Here is a 15,216-nt window from a genome sequence, read left to right as displayed (position 1 = left end):
TCCCGTTTGACGACCGAAGCGGCCGGGCTGACCAGAAAGCCCTGACCGGGTATATTTAGCGGAAATTCCCCTGACACTGACAACCGAGTCACGGAAACCCCAATGTTTGACTTTTTCAAGCGCAACAAAGGCAAGGAAGCCGAACCGGAAACCGGTAACGAGTCCCCGGCCGGGGATCATGATGCCATAAGGCAAGCGCCTTCCGACAGTGCCGCCACCAAGGAAAAGACATTCTTCGACATGTTCCGGCTCAGGAAGCCTGCTGAGGAGATCCCGCCCCAGCCACAGGACGACCCTGTTTCGCCGCTTGAAGATCGCGATTTCCAGCAGCCGGTCGAAGCGCCAGAAATGCCAGAAATGCCTGAGTCCGGGCCGGAAAGCACGCCAGTCGAGCAGGCTGCCGCCCCGCTTGCGGATGAAGCCCCGGCTTCCGCCCCGCAAGAGCCTGACAAGGGCGTGTTCAACTTCTTCCGCCGGGACAAGGCGCCTGAAGCCAGCGCCGAAGAATCCGGAGCCGAAGCTGCAGAAAGGCAGGGTTTTTTCGCCCGCATGAAGGCTGGGCTCACCCGCACCCGCGAAAGCTTCGTCAACGGCCTGGATCGCCTGACCCTGGGCAAGAAGCAGATCGACGATGAACTCCTGGAAGATCTCGAAGCCCTGCTGCTCAGCGCCGACATCGGCCTTGAGGCCACCACGGAAATCCTGGACAAGGTCACCGAACGGGTGCGGCGCAAGGACCTTACCGATCCCCAGGCCCTGACCCAGGCCATCCGCGACTCCCTGCTGGACATCCTGCGCCCGCGCGCCCAGCCCTGGCAGCCCAGCCGCAATGCCGGGACCAGGGTGCTGATGATGGTCGGCATCAACGGCGCCGGCAAGACCACCACCATCGGCAAACTGGCCGCGCTATGGCAGGCACAGGACATCAAGGTGGTGCTGGCGGCCGGCGATACCTTCCGCGCCGCGGCGGTCGAGCAGCTGCAGCAATGGGGCCAGCGCGTGGGGGTGCCGGTAATTGCTCAGCATAGCGGCGCGGACAGCGCCTCGGTGATCTATGACGGCTTTGCCGCCGCGCGCAGCCGCAATGCCGACCTGCTGATCGCGGATACCGCCGGGCGTCTGCATACCCAGACTAATCTGATGGAAGAACTGAAGAAGGTCAAGCGGGTATTGGGCAAGCTCGATCCCGAGGCGCCGCAGGAAATCTGGCTTGTCATCGACGCGAGTACCGGCCAGAATGCCCTGAACCAGGCAAAACAGTTCCACGAGGCCGTCGGTCTGACCGGGATCTGCGTCACCAAGCTCGACGGCACCGCCAAGGGCGGCGTCATTGCCGCCGTGGCCAAGACCCTGCCGATTCCGATCCGCTATATCGGCGTGGGCGAAAGGCCCGAGGATCTGCGCCCCTTCGATGCCGAGGCATTCGTCGATGCCCTGTTCAGTCCACCTGCCACAAAATAGCTGCTCATGATTCGTGCGAACAAGGTCTGCAAGATCTATCCGGGGCGACCTGCCGTGCTGCAGGATCTCGACTTTCACCTGCCCAGGGGCGGCATGGCATTTCTGACCGGGGCCTCCGGCGCCGGCAAGAGCACACTGCTCAAGCTGGTCACCCGCGCCGAGACGCTCACGGGCGGCTCCCTGTTCGTGGACGGACAGGACCTCGGCAAGCTAAAGGCGCGCCAGGTCCCCCGGCTGCGCCGCACAATGGGCATCGTGTTTCAGGATTATCGGCTGTTGATGGACCGCAATGTGTATGACAACGTCGCGCTCACCCTGGAAGTGGCTGGCGTACGGCATTCCCGGGTCCGCCCGCGGGTGCATGCCGCACTCGAACAGGTCGGCCTGGCAGGCCGGGCCAAGGACCGCCCGCAGCAGCTCTCGGGTGGCGAACAGCAGCGGGCGGCCATTGCGCGTGCCATCGTGCACAACCCCAAGCTGCTGATTGCCGACGAGCCCACCGGCAACCTGGACCCGGACCTGAGCCGCGAGATCATGGATCTTTTCAGCCACTTCAATCAGCTTGGCGTGACCGTGCTGATCGCCACGCATGACCTGGCCCTGATCGAGCGGATGACCTACCCGATATTCGTCCTGCAATCAGGCCAGCTCCGGCTGGAGGGGGAACGGATATGCGCCTGATGCGTCATCTCCGATCCCTGCTGGATGCCTTCCGCCGTCTGATCCACCAGCCCTTTGGCAGCCTCATGACCCTGAGTGTGCTGGCGATTGCTCTGGCATTGCCGTCCGGCTTCTATCTGCTGGTGAAGAATGCCGGGCATCTCTTCTCGGCCTGGGAGGAACAGGCCCAGGTATCCCTGTTTCTGCGCGACTGGACCACGAGTGATCAGGCCCGGGCGATGCAGGCGGATCTTCGGCGCCGCCCGGGGATTCGCGAGGTTCGCTATATCGACAAACAGGCGGCGCTGGCGGAATTCCAACAGATATCGGGTTATGCAGAGGCCCTGGAGGCCCTGGAGGGCAATCCCCTGCCAGCCTCTTTGGTGGTCGGCATCGATCCGACCTATTACCGTCCAGACCAGATTCGAAATCTGGTAAAAACCTGGTCTGCGGATCCAAGAGTGGATCTCGCCCAGTACGATCTCAACTGGGTCGCCAGACTGCAGGCCCTGCTTGATCTGGTGATGCGGGCCGTGTGGCTGTTTGCCGGCCTGCTGGCGCTCGGCGTCATGCTGATCATCGGCAACACCATCCGCCTGAGCATCCTCAGCCGCCAGGAAGAAATCGCGATATCCCGGCTGCTCGGCGCCAGCAATGGTTTCATACGATTGCCCTTCATCTATCACGGCCTGGTGCAGGGGGCGCTGGCAGGCCTGCTGGCCTGGGGCATGGTAGCAATCGGCATCGCGCTGTTGCAGGCGCCCACCACCGCGCTGGCGAACCTATATGGCGAGATTTTCCGGTTGCGCTATCTGCCGCCCGAGGAAGGCGCCCTGCTCGTGGCCGCCGGCGCGCTGCTGGGCTTGTCAGGCGCCCTGCTGGCTACCCAGCGGCATCTGAGACGGGCACAGTAGTGCTTTGCGATCAATTGCTTGGTATGTAATTAGCTTGTAAACTTTTCTTTGTCCCATGAGTCAAAACAATACAAACAGGGATCGGAGGACACCATGAGCAGTATGCCAATCACCTTAGCGCCGTCTGCCGAGGATCTCGGCAGCTACCTGCGCGCGGTAAACAGCCAGCCCATGTTGAGCGCGGAAGAAGAGGCTCAGCTGGGACGGTCACTGCGCGACAACAATGATCTGAATGCCGCCTACCGGCTCATCGCCAGTCATTTGCGCTTCGTGGTACGCATCGCCCGGGGCTACCGGGGCTATGGCCTACCGGAACCCGACCTCATTCAGGAGGGCAATATCGGGCTGATGAAGGCGGTGCGGCGATTCGACCCGGACCGGGGCGTGCGGCTGGTCTCATTTGCCGTGCACTGGATCAAGGCCGAGATCCAGGAATACATCCTGCGCAACTGGCGCATCGTCAAGATTGCCACCACCAAGGCGCAGCGCAAGCTGTTTTTCAACCTGCGCAGCAGCCGCCAGAGTCTTGGCTGGATCGGTGAGCAGGAAAGCAAGGCGCTAGCGTCGGAACTCGGCGTGACGCCCGAGGAAGTCTTCGAGATGGAGGCGCGCCTCAATGGCCGCGACCTGCCGCTGGAAAGCCCGGACGACAACGATGCCGACAGCCATCATGCCTTCATCAGCGAACTCGCGGACGAAACGGCCTCTCCCGCCGAGCAGCTCAGTGAACGCGACTGGGAGGAGCAGCAAAGTGAATCCCTGCAGGCAGCTCTGAGCAGTCTGCCTGAACGTGACCGCCTGATCATCCAAAACCGCTGGCTGCAGGAAGAACCCAAGACCCTGCAGACCCTGGGTGCCGAACTGGGCATTTCCGCGGAGCGGGTGCGTCAGCTGGAAAAACAGGCCATGGCCAAGCTGCGACAATTCCTGGGGCCGCTGGCCGAGAGCCCATAAGCGCCGATCACTCTCGCATCCAGATCCCCGCGCCAGTGCGGGGATTTTTATTTCACCATGGCCCAGCCCGATATTCAGCATCTTGCATAACATGTTCAACCAGGTCGATGGCTAGAGGTCTTGCGGTACCAATTCCTCCAAGATTGCATCCAACTCTTGCGTGTCAGTTCAAAATCCGGGACGATTCAACAAACAAAGCCATTCTTCAAGTTTTCAACTGGCGTCGTCCCAGCCTCCACCACCCAATGCCTGGTACAAAGCGGCACTATCTACGAGGCGTTGTGCCTGGGCCGCAATCAGGTTGATTCGATTCTGTTGCGCCTGCTCTTGTGCGGTGAGCAGTTGGATATAACTGGCGGCGCCTAGTGCATATTGCCTTTGCATGGATTCCAGCGAGCCCCGTGCTGCGTTATCGGCGGTGGTCAGCGCAGCCAGTGTTTGTGCATCATTGTCCAGTGCCCGCAACACGTCGGCCACGTTGCGTAGGGCTTCGAGCACGACGCTTTGGTAATTTGCCGCCGCCGCATCGAATGCGGCCAATGACGCCCGCTTTTCGGCAGGCAGCCCGGGATTGAAAAGTGGTTGGGTCAACTGCCCGATGAAACTCCATACCGCAGAGCCACTGCCGAACAATGCGCCCGTGCTTAATGCCTGCGAACCGAGGCTGGCACTGATAGTGAGTTGTGGGTACAACTTGGCGACCGCGACGCCGTATTCCGCGTTGGCGGCATGCAACAGGGCTTCCGCGGCCTGAATATCGGGGCGACGGCGCACCAATTCTGACGGCAGAACCAGCGGCAGATCAGACGGAAGGGTGAACCCCTCCAGGGTGAAGGTAGGCAAGCCTCCAGTGCCCGGCGCCCGGCCCGCGAGCACGGCCAGTAGATGTTCGTTCTGCTGGAGTTGCTTGCGCAGCAAGGGAATTCCAGCGCGGGTCTGCTCCACCTGGGTTTGCAAGGCCAGCACGTCGTCCGGCGCAGCCTGACCGAGGCGAACCCGCTCTCGGGTGAGGTGCAATTGTTCGCCCTGAGCGCCGAGGATGGCCTCCGTGGCCCGGATTTGCCCCGCGAGCCTGGCCTGGGTGATGGCGGTGGTAACAATGTTCGCCGCCAAGGTCAGGCGCGCACCTTCCAATTCGTAGCGCCGATACTCGGCGCGGGCGGCCAGCGCTTCCAGTGCGCGCCGGTTGCCTCCGGGCAAGTCGAGTTGGTACTGCACGCCGATATTGGCATTGTACAGACTGAATTCCCGCGCATCGCCGGCCTGTCCCAAGATACTTGGACTCAGGCGTTGACGCTGGGCGCCGATGCCGGCATCCACTTGAGGATAAAGCGTCGATCCCGCCTGCGCCGCATAGAATTCCTGTGCCTGCCGCAAGGTGGCCTTGGCAGAAGCCAGTGTTGGGCTGGCCTGAAAAGCCTGCTCGATCAGCGCATCGAGCTTGGATGAACCCAGACCATGCCACCACTGCGCATTCACGCTCGCACCTGCGCTGAAGTGCTGCGCATCTCCCAAGGTCGTGGGTGCGGATGCTGTTTGCGCTGGCAAAGGCGCCGCTGTGTAGCCGGGTACATCTGGGATCACCGGCCGTTTGAAATCGGGTCCGGCGGCACAGCCGGCTAGCAATCCGGCAAGAATCAATGCCGCGAGTGCGCGAGCGGAGTTGTAGTCGGTCTCCGTGCGGTGAACGCCGAGACTGTGCGTCACTTCAGCGTTGCACATGGAAATGCTCCACAAACGGTTTATGGAAGCTCTGGTGCTCCAGCTTGAACAGATTCATGCTGTCGCTCGTCAAGGTGCCCGCTCCTTTACTTTCAAAGTCAATCAAAACCTCGCCCTTCACCAGCCTCTTCATGGGTCACGCCGTCACGGATGTGGTAGATGCGCTTGAAGGTGGGGATAATCTTTTCGTCGTGGGTGACGACGATGATCGCGGTCTCGTACTTCTTCGCCATGTCGTTGAGGATGCGGATGACCGCCATGGCACGCTCGGAGTCCAGCGGCGCGGTGGGCTCGTCGGCCAGGATCACCGGCGGACGATTGACCAGCCCGCGCGCGATGGCAACCCGTTGCTGCTCGCCACCGGAGAGTTGCGAGGGCATTGCGCGAGCCCGGTGTTGTACATCCAGCGCCGTGAGCAGTTCCAGTGCCTTCGCGCGCGACTCCCCATTGGCGACGCCTGCGAGCATCGGCAGCAGCGCCACGTTGTCGGTGACATCGAGAAACGGAATCAGATAGGGCGCCTGGAATACGAAACCAATCTTGTCCCGTCGCAAGGCGCGCAGATCACGGACTCTCCAGCCATTGTCGTAGATCGCTTCATCGCCCAGCGTCATGCGACCGCCGGTCGGATCAATTACCGCGCCCAGGCATTTGAGCAGGGTGCTCTTGCCCGAACCGGAAGGGCCGATCAGGCCTACCACTTCGCCGGGCGCCACCTGCATGTTCACGCCCTTCAGGGCATCGACAGCAGTGTCGCCCTCGCCATAGCGTTTTTTCAAACCTTCGATGCGAATGCCCTTGCCACTCATATCACCCTCCAATGGCTTCGGCCGGATCGACCTTGAGTGCCATGCGAATGGCGACGATGCTGGCCAGCACGCAGATCACGAGCACGGCGAAAAAACCGGCGATTGAGTCGAACGGCATCAAGAGGACGTACTTGGGAAACAGGGGCGCTGAAAAAGTGGCTGTGATCTTGCCGACCACGAAACCGATCACGCCCAAGGCGAGCGCCTGCTGCATGATCATCGCGGCGATGGTGCGGTTGCGTGTGCCGATGAGTTTCAAGACCGCGATCTCGCGGATCTTGTCCATGGTCAGTGTGTAGATGATGAAGGCGACAATGGCCGCGCTGACGATGGCCAGAATCACCAGGAACATGCCGATCTGCTTGGCCGAGGTGGCGATCAGCTTGCCGACGAGGATGTCTTCCATCTGTGCCCGGGTGTAGACCGTCAAACGCTTCCAGCGCCGGATGGATTCGGCCACCTCTTCGGGCGCATGACCGGGCTTTAGCGTAACCAGCACGGCATTGACAAACGGGTTGGTACTTTGTGATGCGATCACCGCATCCAGCAGGCCGGGCACACCTGGCCGGTTGAGCGCCGGATTTGCCTCGGTACGACGGCGGCTTTGCCAGATGGCGTCATTGTCCTTGAGGAACTGGGCCTCTTGGGCATCCTTGAGCGGAATGAATACCATTGGGTCGCCACTGGACGATACCATACGCCGTGTCAGCCCGACGACGGTGTAATGATTGCGGCGAACGGTGAGGCGATCCCCCAGTTTGAACCCGGTGGCGATGTCGGCCACCGCCTCGTAGTGACCGCGCGTGATCTGGCGCCCAGCGACGAGATAAGGTGGCCAGCCCGGCGTCGCGCCCGTGCCGCCGGGCACGATGCCAACTACCATGGTGCGCACATCACTCTCGCCCTTGCGTGCCTGCATGGTCAGGTAGGTCACGTTCGCTGCCTGGGCGACTCCCGGCATGGCGAGGATGGCGCGGTACACATCATCGTTGAGGCTGGACGATTCCGCGTAAGGACCCAGCGTGTCCTTTTGCACGACCCAAAGGTCGGCGCCGCTGTTGTCGAGCAGCGCCTTGCCGTCGTCCACCATGCCCCGATACACCCCGGCCATGACTAGGGTGACGCCAATCAGTAGACCCAGACCGATGCCGGTGAAGACGAACTTTCCCCAGGCATGAAGAATGTCGCGGCCGGCCAAGCTGATCATTCTGAGACTCCCGGGATGCGGTCGACTACATGGACGCGGCTACGGGCCGTCAGTGCCTTTTCGCTATAGGTCACGACCTGGTCCCCATTGCTGAGCCCTTCGCGCACCTGCACGTAGCCATTGAGGTCGGAAGCGCCGAACTTGACCGGGAAAAAACGCAGATCACCATCCACGATTTTCCAGGCCCCGACTTTGTCGCCCTCACGCCGGACGGCAGCGTTGGGGATCAGCGGTGCGGCCGGGAGCGCCGGCAAGTTAACCGTGGCTTCGGCCAGTTCACCAATGGACGGCAAGGGCTCAGGAATCCTATCGAAGACTACTTTGGCCAGGATCTCCTCGGTAATGGCATCCGCCCTCGGCTCCACCCATAATACCCGGCCTTTCAAGGTCTGGCCGCCGCGCGAGCGCAGGGTGATGCGGGCGGGCAAGCCTGCGGCAAGTCCGGATGCGCTGATCTGGTCGAAGCGCACATTGACCCACAAATTCTTGGGGTCGATCACTTCCACCACGGCCTGACCTGCGATAATGGTCGTGCCAGGATCGGCATCGCGCACGGCAACTACACCGTCGACCGGCGCGATCAGGCGCAGATTGTTCCTCTGCGCAATCAGTGCTTCGCGGTCGGAGCGTGTCCGGGCAATATCTTCCCGGGCAGCGGATAGGGCGGCATCGGCAATCTGCAGCTCCTGCCGCTTGGTAGTGACGATTTCCTCGCTAGTCGAGCGCACCGCGAACAATTGCTCATAGCGGCGCGCCTGGGCTTGCGCATAGGCTTGCCGGGCCTCCGCTTCGCGCAAAGCCGCTTCCGCACGCTTGAATGCCGATGCCTGTGAACGGACCCGATCATCGAGATCGACTGGATCCATTTCACCCAGTACCTGTCCGGCCTTGACCTGGTCGCCCACATGCACTTCCAAACGTTTGATGCGCCCGGCAAACGTCGGCCCGATCTTGTAGGTGTAGCGCGCTTCCACCGTGCCGATCCCGAACAGAGCCGGCGTGACCGCCCGCGAATCGACTGTCACCACAGTCACCGAAACCGGTGCCAGCGGGCCGGATCGCAGGCCAACGTAGATGAAGAGTGCAAGCAACGGGACGATGACGGCCAAGAGCGCCAGGGTGCGACCTTGCAGTGGTAAACGTTTCATTGTGCGCTCCCGATGCCACGTCGGAAGATGGCAAAGACCCTCGGTGCATCGCGGCGGATGTTGGCAACATCGCCGGCCAACAGCGATTGCATTACCAGGCCCTGGATGGTACCGATGAAGAGGGTGGCGGCCGCCTCGGTATCCAACTCGGGGTTCAGTCCCCCTTGTGCTTTGCCCTCCTCAATCAGCCGATGCAAACGTTCACCATAATGGCGGATGAGCGTCTGCACCATGCGCTTGGGGGCAGTCTCTCCCGCACGTTGCAATTCGCCAAACATCATCCGCGGCACCCCGGGATGTTCAGCCACGAAATCAATATGGGTCATGAAGATTGCTTCCAGCGCGGCAATCGGAGACGCAGCGCACTGGGCGGCCTTGTCAACCCGTGAGAGCAGGCGTTCCGCCACCCAGGCCATGACTGCCTGCAGGATGGCGTCCTTGCTTGGGAAGTGACGAAACAGCGCGCCCTGGGTCAGGCCCATACGCTTGGCAATGGCGGAGGTGGTGATGTCGTTGGGATTCTGTTCGGCAGCCAGTTCGATCACCGCCTCAACGGTAACAGCGCGCCGCTCATCCGCGGGTAGATGTTTTACACGGGTGCTCATTGTTACGGCCCCTAAAAGTGAGTAAACTATTACTATCTTACCTGAATATACTCCCCGCGCAAGAGGCGACGCCCACGTAACTAAAGGAGCACTGTCATGAGATACCCTGAACCTCGTAGACACTCACGATTCGCAAAGTCCTTCACACGGTTGGCCACTTGAACCGGGACTGTTTACTATATTGTCAGGCTGCCTCATCCGGCCCCGGCCTGACCCATGCTCATCTTGCCTTTTTTCAGTTACTGCCTATTTATCCTTTGAAGACAAGCGCAATCCCGCCTTGGTGGTCTTCCCCGAATCATCCGGAGCAAGGTTTCGAAATGAAGTTCGGTTTCGCGATCGCAGCAATCGCACTCAATCTGTCCGCAATGTCCCTGGCCTCTGCAAGTGAATATCCCTTCAAGGTCACTTCCGAAAAATCCACTCAGGGCACCGCCATCGCCGCCGTCAATGATGGCCGTTTTCCCGTTGATCTGAGACTGCATCTGGGCAGTATCGCCGGAGAGCATGCCGAGCCCGTGAAGATCCTGATACCGGCGCATACCCGGCTGGAAGTCACGGTACTGCCGACAGCAGCGGAACAGACATCCGCCGCCAGCGCCTATCAGTACAACTGGTCGATCGGTGATCCCGCCGCCGAACAGAACGCTGAGGCGCTGTATCGTCTGCCCTTCGCCGATGGCAAGCAGTATCGCATCAGCCAGGCCCATGGCGGACCGGTGATCACTCACAATACGCCAGATTCCTATTATGCCGTGGATATCGCCATGCCGCGCGGCGCCGACATCCTGGCCGCCCGCGCAGGCGTGGTCACCGATACGGAAAGCCAGTTTGGCGATGGCGGCAAGTCCGAGGAATTCCGCAAGAAGGCCAACTACGTGCGCATCCTGCACGATGACGGCACCTGGGCGGAATACTTCCACCTCCAGAAGGATAGCGTGACGGTGCAGGCGGGCCAGCGCGTGGAGGCTGGCATGAAGATCGGTGAGGCGGGTACCAGCGGCTTTTCCGATGGCCCGCACCTGCATTTCTCGATCCAGAAGAACGTGAGCGGCAGGATCACCTCCCTGCCCTTCAGGTTCTTTACACCGGCCAGGGGTGCCTTTGCGGCCGTGGCCGGCGAGAAGATCCAGGCGGATTACACCAGTCTGGCCACGGCCCCCGTGGACCCCCTTGCACCGGATACCGGCACCGCCACCGGCAATCCGGCCCAAGACAGCGATCAGGCAGTCGGGCGCGCCGAATAAGCGCGAATCTCATAAACGCTGCGGCAGTGCCAGTCCGTGCAGCGGAAGCGCCGCAGGCGCGGATGCACATAGATCGTGCGCATGCCCAGACGCTTGGCAGTGACGAGATTGGCCAGGGTATCCTCGACCATGATGCATTGCCTGGCCGGCACACCGATGTGGCGAAGTATGCGACGGTAGGCGGCCGGGTGCGGCTTGGGCTTGTAATCCGCGGCAACCACGTCGAACACGTCCTCAAAGAGATCCGCCACTCCCAGGCGCTGCAGGACGCGCTCGGCGTGCTGCCGCAGGCTGTTGGTGAACACGAACTTGCGCCCGGGTAGATGCAGCAGCATGGCGCGCAGCCGGGCATCGGGCGCGATCTCGAGCACCAGGTCCTCGGGATGCACCCGATGGAGATAATCCAGCGGATCGACCTGGTGCAGGGCCATCAGGCCATGCAGGGTGGTACCGTAGCGGCGCCAGTATTGGTGACGCAAGCGGTCCGCAGCCTGCTCCTCCAGCGCCAGGTGCTCCATGATATAGGCATTGATATGCCCGTGCATGCGCGGAAACACGTGCAGGTTGGCGTTGAAGAGCGTGTTGTCGAGGTCGAAAAGATAGACCTGGCGGCCCACTGGGAGGCGCCGCGAGCGGGCCGAAGTGCGCCGGGGCCGGAGCGGGTTCAGCGCAGTCGCGCCGCTTCCACGGCGCCACTTTCTGCATTCACCCGCAGGTGGAAGTACCCGGTGCGCGGGATGCGCTTGCCCACCCCGCCACAGCCCAGCATCAGGATCTCCTCGAAGCGGATCTCACAGTCCACATCCAGATGATCGCCCTGCGCATCCACCCGCTCAAGGTTCAATAGGAGTTCGCGGGTATCCGGCCAGCCGCCGCGCTCGCAAAGTTCAGCGACCAGACGGGTGTTGTCGAAGTACTGCCGCAGGCTGCTTTCCAGTTGCATGATGTCTCCCAGGATAAAACAAGATGCTCGACCAGGGCTTCAGGCCTCGCCACCGATCAGGGTGCCCACACCCTCGTCGGTGAAGACCTCCAGCAGCAGGGCGTGTTCCACCCGGCCATCGATGATGTGCGCGGTCCTGACCCCGTGCTGCACGGCCGACAGGCAACAAGCGATCTTGGGCAGCATGCCGCCATGGATGGTACCGTCGGCAATCAGGCCCTCCACCCGCTCGGGGCTGAGTCCGGTCATCAGCGTGCCTGATTTGTCCAGCAATCCGGCAACGTTGGTCATCAGGATGAATTTCTCCGCCTTGAGCGTCTCGGCCAGCTTGCCGGCCACCAGATCGGCATTGATGTTGTAGGTCTCGCCCGCAGGCCCGACGCCAATCGGCGCGATCACCGGGATCATGTCCTGCTCGGCTATCAGATGAATCAGATCGGGCTCGATGCGCTCCACCTCGCCCACCTGACCGACATCGACCAGATCGTCCGGATTTGCGCTGGCCCTGTCGCGCACCAGCAGCTTGCGCGCCCGGATCAGGCAGGCATCCTTGCCGGTCAGCCCCACCGCCCGGCCGCCCGCCTGATTGATCAGATTGACGATTTCCTTGTTGACCTGACCACCCAGCACCATTTCGACCACCTGCATGGTCTGGGCGTCGGTCACGCGCATGCCGGCAATGAATTCGCTGGTCACGCCCATGCGCGTCAGGGTCTCGCCGATCTGCGGGCCACCGCCGTGAACCACCACGGGATTCATGCCCACCAGCTTCATCAGGACCACGTCACGCGCGAAGTCCTGTTTCAAATGCTCGTCAGTCATGGCGTTGCCGCCATACTTGATGACGATGGTCTTGCCGCGAAAACGCTGGATATAAGGCAGGGCCTCGGTGAGGATGGCGGCTTTTTGCTGGGCGCTGGCATTGACGGACATAAACGGGAAAGGCTCCGGAAATACGAAATTCCCAAAAGATAGCATGGCGCATGAGCGGGCGCATCCGTTGCAGAGTCATCCCGCCTTGGGGGGATTTCCCCGGGCCTCGGCAGCGGCTACATCTGTCACATTGGCAAGAATGGGATTTAAGCATGCAAACCAGGCAGGACATCGTCATCTTCGATATCGACGGCACCCTGGCCGATGTCTCGGCGCGCCTGCATCATCTGGAAAAGCGCCCGAAGAACTGGAAGGCCTTCTTCTCCGGCATTGCCGAGGACCCCGCCATCGCGCCCATGGTGCAGCTCTGCAACACGCTGTTCGATGCCGGCTTTCACATCATTCTCTGTACCGGGCGGCCCGACAACCTGCGCGGCGTCACCAAGGCCTGGCTGGCCCGGGAAGGCGTGCAATACCATGAACTCTACATGCGGCCGGTGCAGGACCGGCGCAGCGATGTCGAGGTCAAGCGCGAGCTGCTGGCGCATGTGGACAGGTCACGCGTGGCCTTTGTGGTGGAAGACCGGGACCGGGTGGTGGAGATGTGGCGCCAGGAGGGACTGATGTGCCTGCAGTGCGCATCCGGTAACTTCTGAGCACCGCAGCCCCTGCCGCCCCGGTTCAAAGAATGTAGCGCGACAGATCCTGATCCTGCACCAGGTTGCCTAGATGCGCGCCGACGTACTCGGCATCGACCGTCACGCTCTGTCCTGCCTGGTCGGAAGCCTCGAAGGAGATTTCTTCCAGCAGACGCTCCATCACCGTATGCAGGCGGCGCGCGCCGATGTTCTCCACCCGCTCGTTCACCTGCTGGGCGATCTCGGCCAGCCGGCGCACGCCATCCTCGGTGAAGCTGAGCGTCACGCCCTCGGTCGCCATCAGGGCCTGGTACTGGCGCGTGAGCGCGGCCTCCGGCTCGGTGAGAATCCGCACCAGGTCCTCCACGTCCAGGCTCTTGAGCTCCACCCGGATGGGCAAGCGGCCCTGCAGCTCCGGAATGAGGTCGGCGGGCTTGGAGAGATGAAAGGCGCCCGAGGCGATGAAGAGGATGTGGTCGGTCTTGACCATGCCATGCTTGGTGCTGACCGTGCTGCCCTCCACCAGTGGCAGCAGGTCGCGCTGCACGCCCTCGCGCGAGATGTCCGGGCCGCGCGATTCGCCACCCTTTGATGCCACCTTGTCGATTTCATCGATGAAGACGATGCCGTGGGACTGCACCCGCTCCAGGGCGCGCTGCTTGATCTCGTCCTCGTTGACCAGTTTCGCCGCTTCCTCCTCGGCCAGGAGCTTCAGCGCGTCCCGCACGGAGACGCTGCGCGTCTTGGTGCGCTGCGGGCCCATGTTGGAGAACATTTCCTGCAACTGGCTGGTCATCTCCTCCATGCCGGGCGGCGCCATGATCTCCACACCGACCTTGGGCGCCCTCAGCTCGACCTCGATGATCTTGCTGTCGAGCTGGCCTTCGCGCAGCATCTTGCGAAATTTCTGGCGGGTGCCGCTCTCGTCCTGGCGCGGCGCATAGGGATCCCGCGGCCCCGGCAACAGAATGTCGAGCACCCGCTCCTCGGCCTGCTCCTCGGCCTGCTGGCGCACCCGCACGGTCTCCTCGCCACGGGTCATGTTGATCGCCAGATCCACCAGATCGCGAATGATGGATTCCACGTCACGCCCGACATAACCCACTTCGGTGAACTTAGTGGCATCGACCTTGATGAAAGGTGCCCGGGCCAGGCTGGCCAAGCGGCGGGCAATCTCGGTCTTGCCCACCCCGGTGGGCCCGATCATCAGGATGTTCTTGGGCGTGATCTCCTCGCGCAGGCCCAGGGCCACCTGGGAACGCCGCCAGCGGTTGCGCAGCGCGATGGCCACGGCCCGCTTGGCCTCCGCCTGGCCGACAATGAATTTGTCCAGCTCCTGGACGATCTCGCGGGGGGTCATTTCGGACATGGTGAGGTCTCTCGTGATACAGGGAGGATGGCTGATTGCGCAGGGGTGTCCCTGCCGGACTCACAGCTCCTCGATGGTATGGTTCTGATTGGTATAGATGCAGATGTCGCCGGCGATTTTCAAGCCCTGCTCGACGATGGCGCGGGCCGGCAGATCGGTGTTCTCGTAGAGGGCGCGGGCAGCCGACAGGGCAAAGGGCCCGCCCGAACCGATGGCGATGATGCCCTGCTCGGGCTCCAGCACATCGCCATTGCCGGTGATGATCAGCGAGCTTTCATGGTCCGCCACCGCCAGCAGGGCCTCCAGGCGGCGCAGCACGCGATCGGTGCGCCAGTCCTTGGTCAGTTCCACGGCCGCCCGGGTCAGATTGCCGCGATACTGCTCCAGCTTGGCCTCGAAGCGCTCGAACAGCGTGAAGGCATCCGCCGTGGCACCGGCGAAACCCGCCAGCACCTTGCCGTTGTGCAGACGGCGAACCTTGCGCGCATTGGCCTTCATCACCGTATTGCCGAGGCTCACCTGCCCATCGCCGCCCAGCGCCACCTGTCCACCGCGCCGCACGGACAGGATTGTGGTGCCATGCAGGGGTGCCGTCCATTCCGTGGCCATCGCTGTCTCCTGATGCAATCGCAAAAGGAAAATAGTGGCACAGCTTGCGCGGCCCTG

16 protein-coding genes are annotated in these 15,216 nt (G+C 62.1%); 6 read left to right on the top strand and 10 right to left on the bottom strand.

What is annotated here, in order from left to right:
* Nucleotides 1–102: 102 nt before the first annotated feature.
* From ftsY to rpoH, 4 genes are all read left to right on the top strand, one after another.
* Complete coding sequence (gene ftsY / locus WOB96_RS08340; protein WP_341370834.1) at nucleotides 103–1,461, top strand: signal recognition particle-docking protein FtsY; 1,359 nt, start codon at nucleotides 103–105, stop codon at nucleotides 1,459–1,461.
* Between the two features lie 6 nt (nucleotides 1,462–1,467).
* Entirely contained in the window at nucleotides 1,468–2,142 is a 675-nt protein-coding gene (ftsE, locus tag WOB96_RS08335; protein WP_341370833.1) for a cell division ATP-binding protein FtsE, read from the top strand.
* On the top strand, nucleotides 2,133–3,035 hold the full coding sequence (gene ftsX, locus WOB96_RS08330) for a permease-like cell division protein FtsX (RefSeq protein ID WP_341370832.1): 903 nt from the start codon (nucleotides 2,133–2,135) through the stop codon (nucleotides 3,033–3,035). Before ftsE ends, ftsX begins: the two co-directional genes overlap by 10 nt.
* Nucleotides 3,036–3,128: 93 nt before the next feature.
* Entirely contained in the window at nucleotides 3,129–3,989 is an 861-nt protein-coding gene (gene rpoH / locus WOB96_RS08325; protein WP_341370831.1) for an RNA polymerase sigma factor RpoH, read from the top strand.
* Nucleotides 3,990–4,202: 213 nt separating this feature from the next.
* Here the strand turns inward: rpoH and WOB96_RS08320 are convergent, their stop codons facing one another.
* The 5 genes from WOB96_RS08320 to WOB96_RS08300 all read right to left on the bottom strand — a co-directional run bounded on the left by WOB96_RS08320 (nucleotide 4,203) and on the right by WOB96_RS08300 (nucleotide 9,480).
* Nucleotides 4,203–5,711: an efflux transporter outer membrane subunit gene (locus WOB96_RS08320; protein ID WP_341370830.1), complete on the bottom strand. Its 1,509-nt coding sequence runs from the start codon at nucleotides 5,709–5,711 to the stop codon at nucleotides 4,203–4,205.
* A 98-nt stretch (nucleotides 5,712–5,809) separates the two neighbouring features.
* Entirely contained in the window at nucleotides 5,810–6,520 is a 711-nt protein-coding gene (locus WOB96_RS08315; protein WP_341370829.1) for an ABC transporter ATP-binding protein, read from the bottom strand.
* 1 nt (nucleotide 6,521) lies between these two features.
* Nucleotides 6,522–7,727, bottom strand: coding sequence for an ABC transporter permease (locus WOB96_RS08310; protein ID WP_341370828.1), 1,206 nt, complete (start codon nucleotides 7,725–7,727; stop codon nucleotides 6,522–6,524).
* Nucleotides 7,724–8,875 carry an efflux RND transporter periplasmic adaptor subunit gene (locus WOB96_RS08305; RefSeq protein ID WP_341370827.1) on the bottom strand — a complete coding sequence of 384 codons (1,152 nt, stop codon included), beginning with the start codon at nucleotides 8,873–8,875 and terminating at the stop codon, nucleotides 7,724–7,726. Before WOB96_RS08305 ends, WOB96_RS08310 begins: the two co-directional genes overlap by 4 nt.
* Nucleotides 8,872–9,480, bottom strand: a complete 609-nt coding sequence (locus WOB96_RS08300; RefSeq protein ID WP_341370826.1) for a TetR/AcrR family transcriptional regulator — start codon at nucleotides 9,478–9,480, stop codon at nucleotides 8,872–8,874. The genes WOB96_RS08305 and WOB96_RS08300 overlap by 4 nt, the downstream gene beginning before the upstream one ends.
* A gap of 320 nt (nucleotides 9,481–9,800) precedes the next feature.
* Here WOB96_RS08300 and WOB96_RS08295 point away from each other — a divergent pair, with 320 nt between their 5' ends.
* Nucleotides 9,801–10,727, top strand: coding sequence for a M23 family metallopeptidase (locus tag WOB96_RS08295; RefSeq protein WP_341370825.1), 927 nt, complete (start codon nucleotides 9,801–9,803; stop codon nucleotides 10,725–10,727).
* On the opposite strand, the gene WOB96_RS08290 is transcribed toward WOB96_RS08295, so the two are convergent.
* Genes WOB96_RS08290 through argB form a run of 3 tightly spaced genes read right to left on the bottom strand, consistent with a single transcriptional unit; the run spans nucleotide 10,703 to nucleotide 12,603 of the window.
* Entirely contained in the window at nucleotides 10,703–11,344 is a 642-nt protein-coding gene (locus tag WOB96_RS08290) for a pyrimidine 5'-nucleotidase (protein WP_341370824.1), read from the bottom strand. The two genes, WOB96_RS08295 and WOB96_RS08290, sit on opposite strands and share 25 nt — an antisense overlap.
* Before the next feature lie 47 nt (nucleotides 11,345–11,391).
* Nucleotides 11,392–11,670: a hypothetical protein gene (locus WOB96_RS08285; RefSeq protein WP_341370823.1), complete on the bottom strand. Its 279-nt coding sequence runs from the start codon at nucleotides 11,668–11,670 to the stop codon at nucleotides 11,392–11,394.
* A 39-nt stretch (nucleotides 11,671–11,709) separates the two neighbouring features.
* On the bottom strand, nucleotides 11,710–12,603 hold the full coding sequence (gene argB / locus WOB96_RS08280) for an acetylglutamate kinase (RefSeq protein WP_341370822.1): 894 nt from the start codon (nucleotides 12,601–12,603) through the stop codon (nucleotides 11,710–11,712).
* A 152-nt stretch (nucleotides 12,604–12,755) separates the two neighbouring features.
* Between argB and WOB96_RS08275 the strand changes: the two genes are divergently transcribed.
* On the top strand, nucleotides 12,756–13,199 hold the full coding sequence (locus WOB96_RS08275; RefSeq protein WP_341370821.1) for a phosphatase domain-containing protein: 444 nt from the start codon (nucleotides 12,756–12,758) through the stop codon (nucleotides 13,197–13,199).
* Nucleotides 13,200–13,224: 25 nt separating this feature from the next.
* Here WOB96_RS08275 and hslU read toward each other — a convergent pair whose 3' ends face one another.
* The gene (gene hslU / locus WOB96_RS08270; protein WP_341370820.1) at nucleotides 13,225–14,550 is read right to left on the bottom strand and encodes an ATP-dependent protease ATPase subunit HslU; all 1,326 of its coding nucleotides are present in this window, start codon (nucleotides 14,548–14,550) and stop codon (nucleotides 13,225–13,227) included.
* 60 nt (nucleotides 14,551–14,610) lie between these two features.
* A complete protein-coding gene (gene hslV, locus WOB96_RS08265) occupies nucleotides 14,611–15,159 on the bottom strand; it encodes an ATP-dependent protease subunit HslV (RefSeq protein ID WP_341370819.1) in 549 nt (182 codons plus the stop codon).
* Nucleotides 15,160–15,216 lie beyond the last annotated feature (57 nt).

Source organism: Thermithiobacillus plumbiphilus (assembly GCF_038070005.1).
Lineage (GTDB): Bacteria > Pseudomonadota > Gammaproteobacteria > Acidithiobacillales > Thermithiobacillaceae > JBBPCO01.
Note: the sequence above shows the minus strand (reverse complement) of the source record. Positions and strands in the feature narration are given on the sequence as shown.

Excerpts from the sequence above, each read along its gene's own strand:
- WOB96_RS08275 (WP_341370821.1), top strand. The coding sequence starts at position 12,756 with ATGCAAACCAGGCAGGACATCGTCATCTTCGATATCGACGGCACCCTG.
- ftsY (WP_341370834.1), top strand. The coding sequence starts at position 103 with ATGTTTGACTTTTTCAAGCGCAACAAAGGCAAGGAAGCCGAACCGGAA.
- argB (WP_341370822.1), bottom strand. The coding sequence starts at position 12,603 with ATGTCCGTCAATGCCAGCGCCCAGCAAAAAGCCGCCATCCTCACCGAG.
- hslV (WP_341370819.1), bottom strand. The coding sequence starts at position 15,159 with ATGGCCACGGAATGGACGGCACCCCTGCATGGCACCACAATCCTGTCC.
- hslU (WP_341370820.1), bottom strand. The coding sequence starts at position 14,550 with ATGTCCGAAATGACCCCCCGCGAGATCGTCCAGGAGCTGGACAAATTC.
- ftsX (WP_341370832.1), top strand. The coding sequence starts at position 2,133 with ATGCGCCTGATGCGTCATCTCCGATCCCTGCTGGATGCCTTCCGCCGT.
- WOB96_RS08305 (WP_341370827.1), bottom strand. The coding sequence starts at position 8,875 with ATGAAACGTTTACCACTGCAAGGTCGCACCCTGGCGCTCTTGGCCGTC.
- rpoH (WP_341370831.1), top strand. The coding sequence starts at position 3,129 with ATGAGCAGTATGCCAATCACCTTAGCGCCGTCTGCCGAGGATCTCGGC.
- WOB96_RS08320 (WP_341370830.1), bottom strand. The coding sequence starts at position 5,711 with ATGTGCAACGCTGAAGTGACGCACAGTCTCGGCGTTCACCGCACGGAG.
- WOB96_RS08300 (WP_341370826.1), bottom strand. The coding sequence starts at position 9,480 with ATGAGCACCCGTGTAAAACATCTACCCGCGGATGAGCGGCGCGCTGTT.
- ftsE (WP_341370833.1), top strand. The coding sequence starts at position 1,468 with ATGATTCGTGCGAACAAGGTCTGCAAGATCTATCCGGGGCGACCTGCC.
- WOB96_RS08315 (WP_341370829.1), bottom strand. The coding sequence starts at position 6,520 with ATGAGTGGCAAGGGCATTCGCATCGAAGGTTTGAAAAAACGCTATGGC.
- WOB96_RS08295 (WP_341370825.1), top strand. The coding sequence starts at position 9,801 with ATGAAGTTCGGTTTCGCGATCGCAGCAATCGCACTCAATCTGTCCGCA.
- WOB96_RS08310 (WP_341370828.1), bottom strand. The coding sequence starts at position 7,727 with ATGATCAGCTTGGCCGGCCGCGACATTCTTCATGCCTGGGGAAAGTTC.
- WOB96_RS08285 (WP_341370823.1), bottom strand. The coding sequence starts at position 11,670 with ATGCAACTGGAAAGCAGCCTGCGGCAGTACTTCGACAACACCCGTCTG.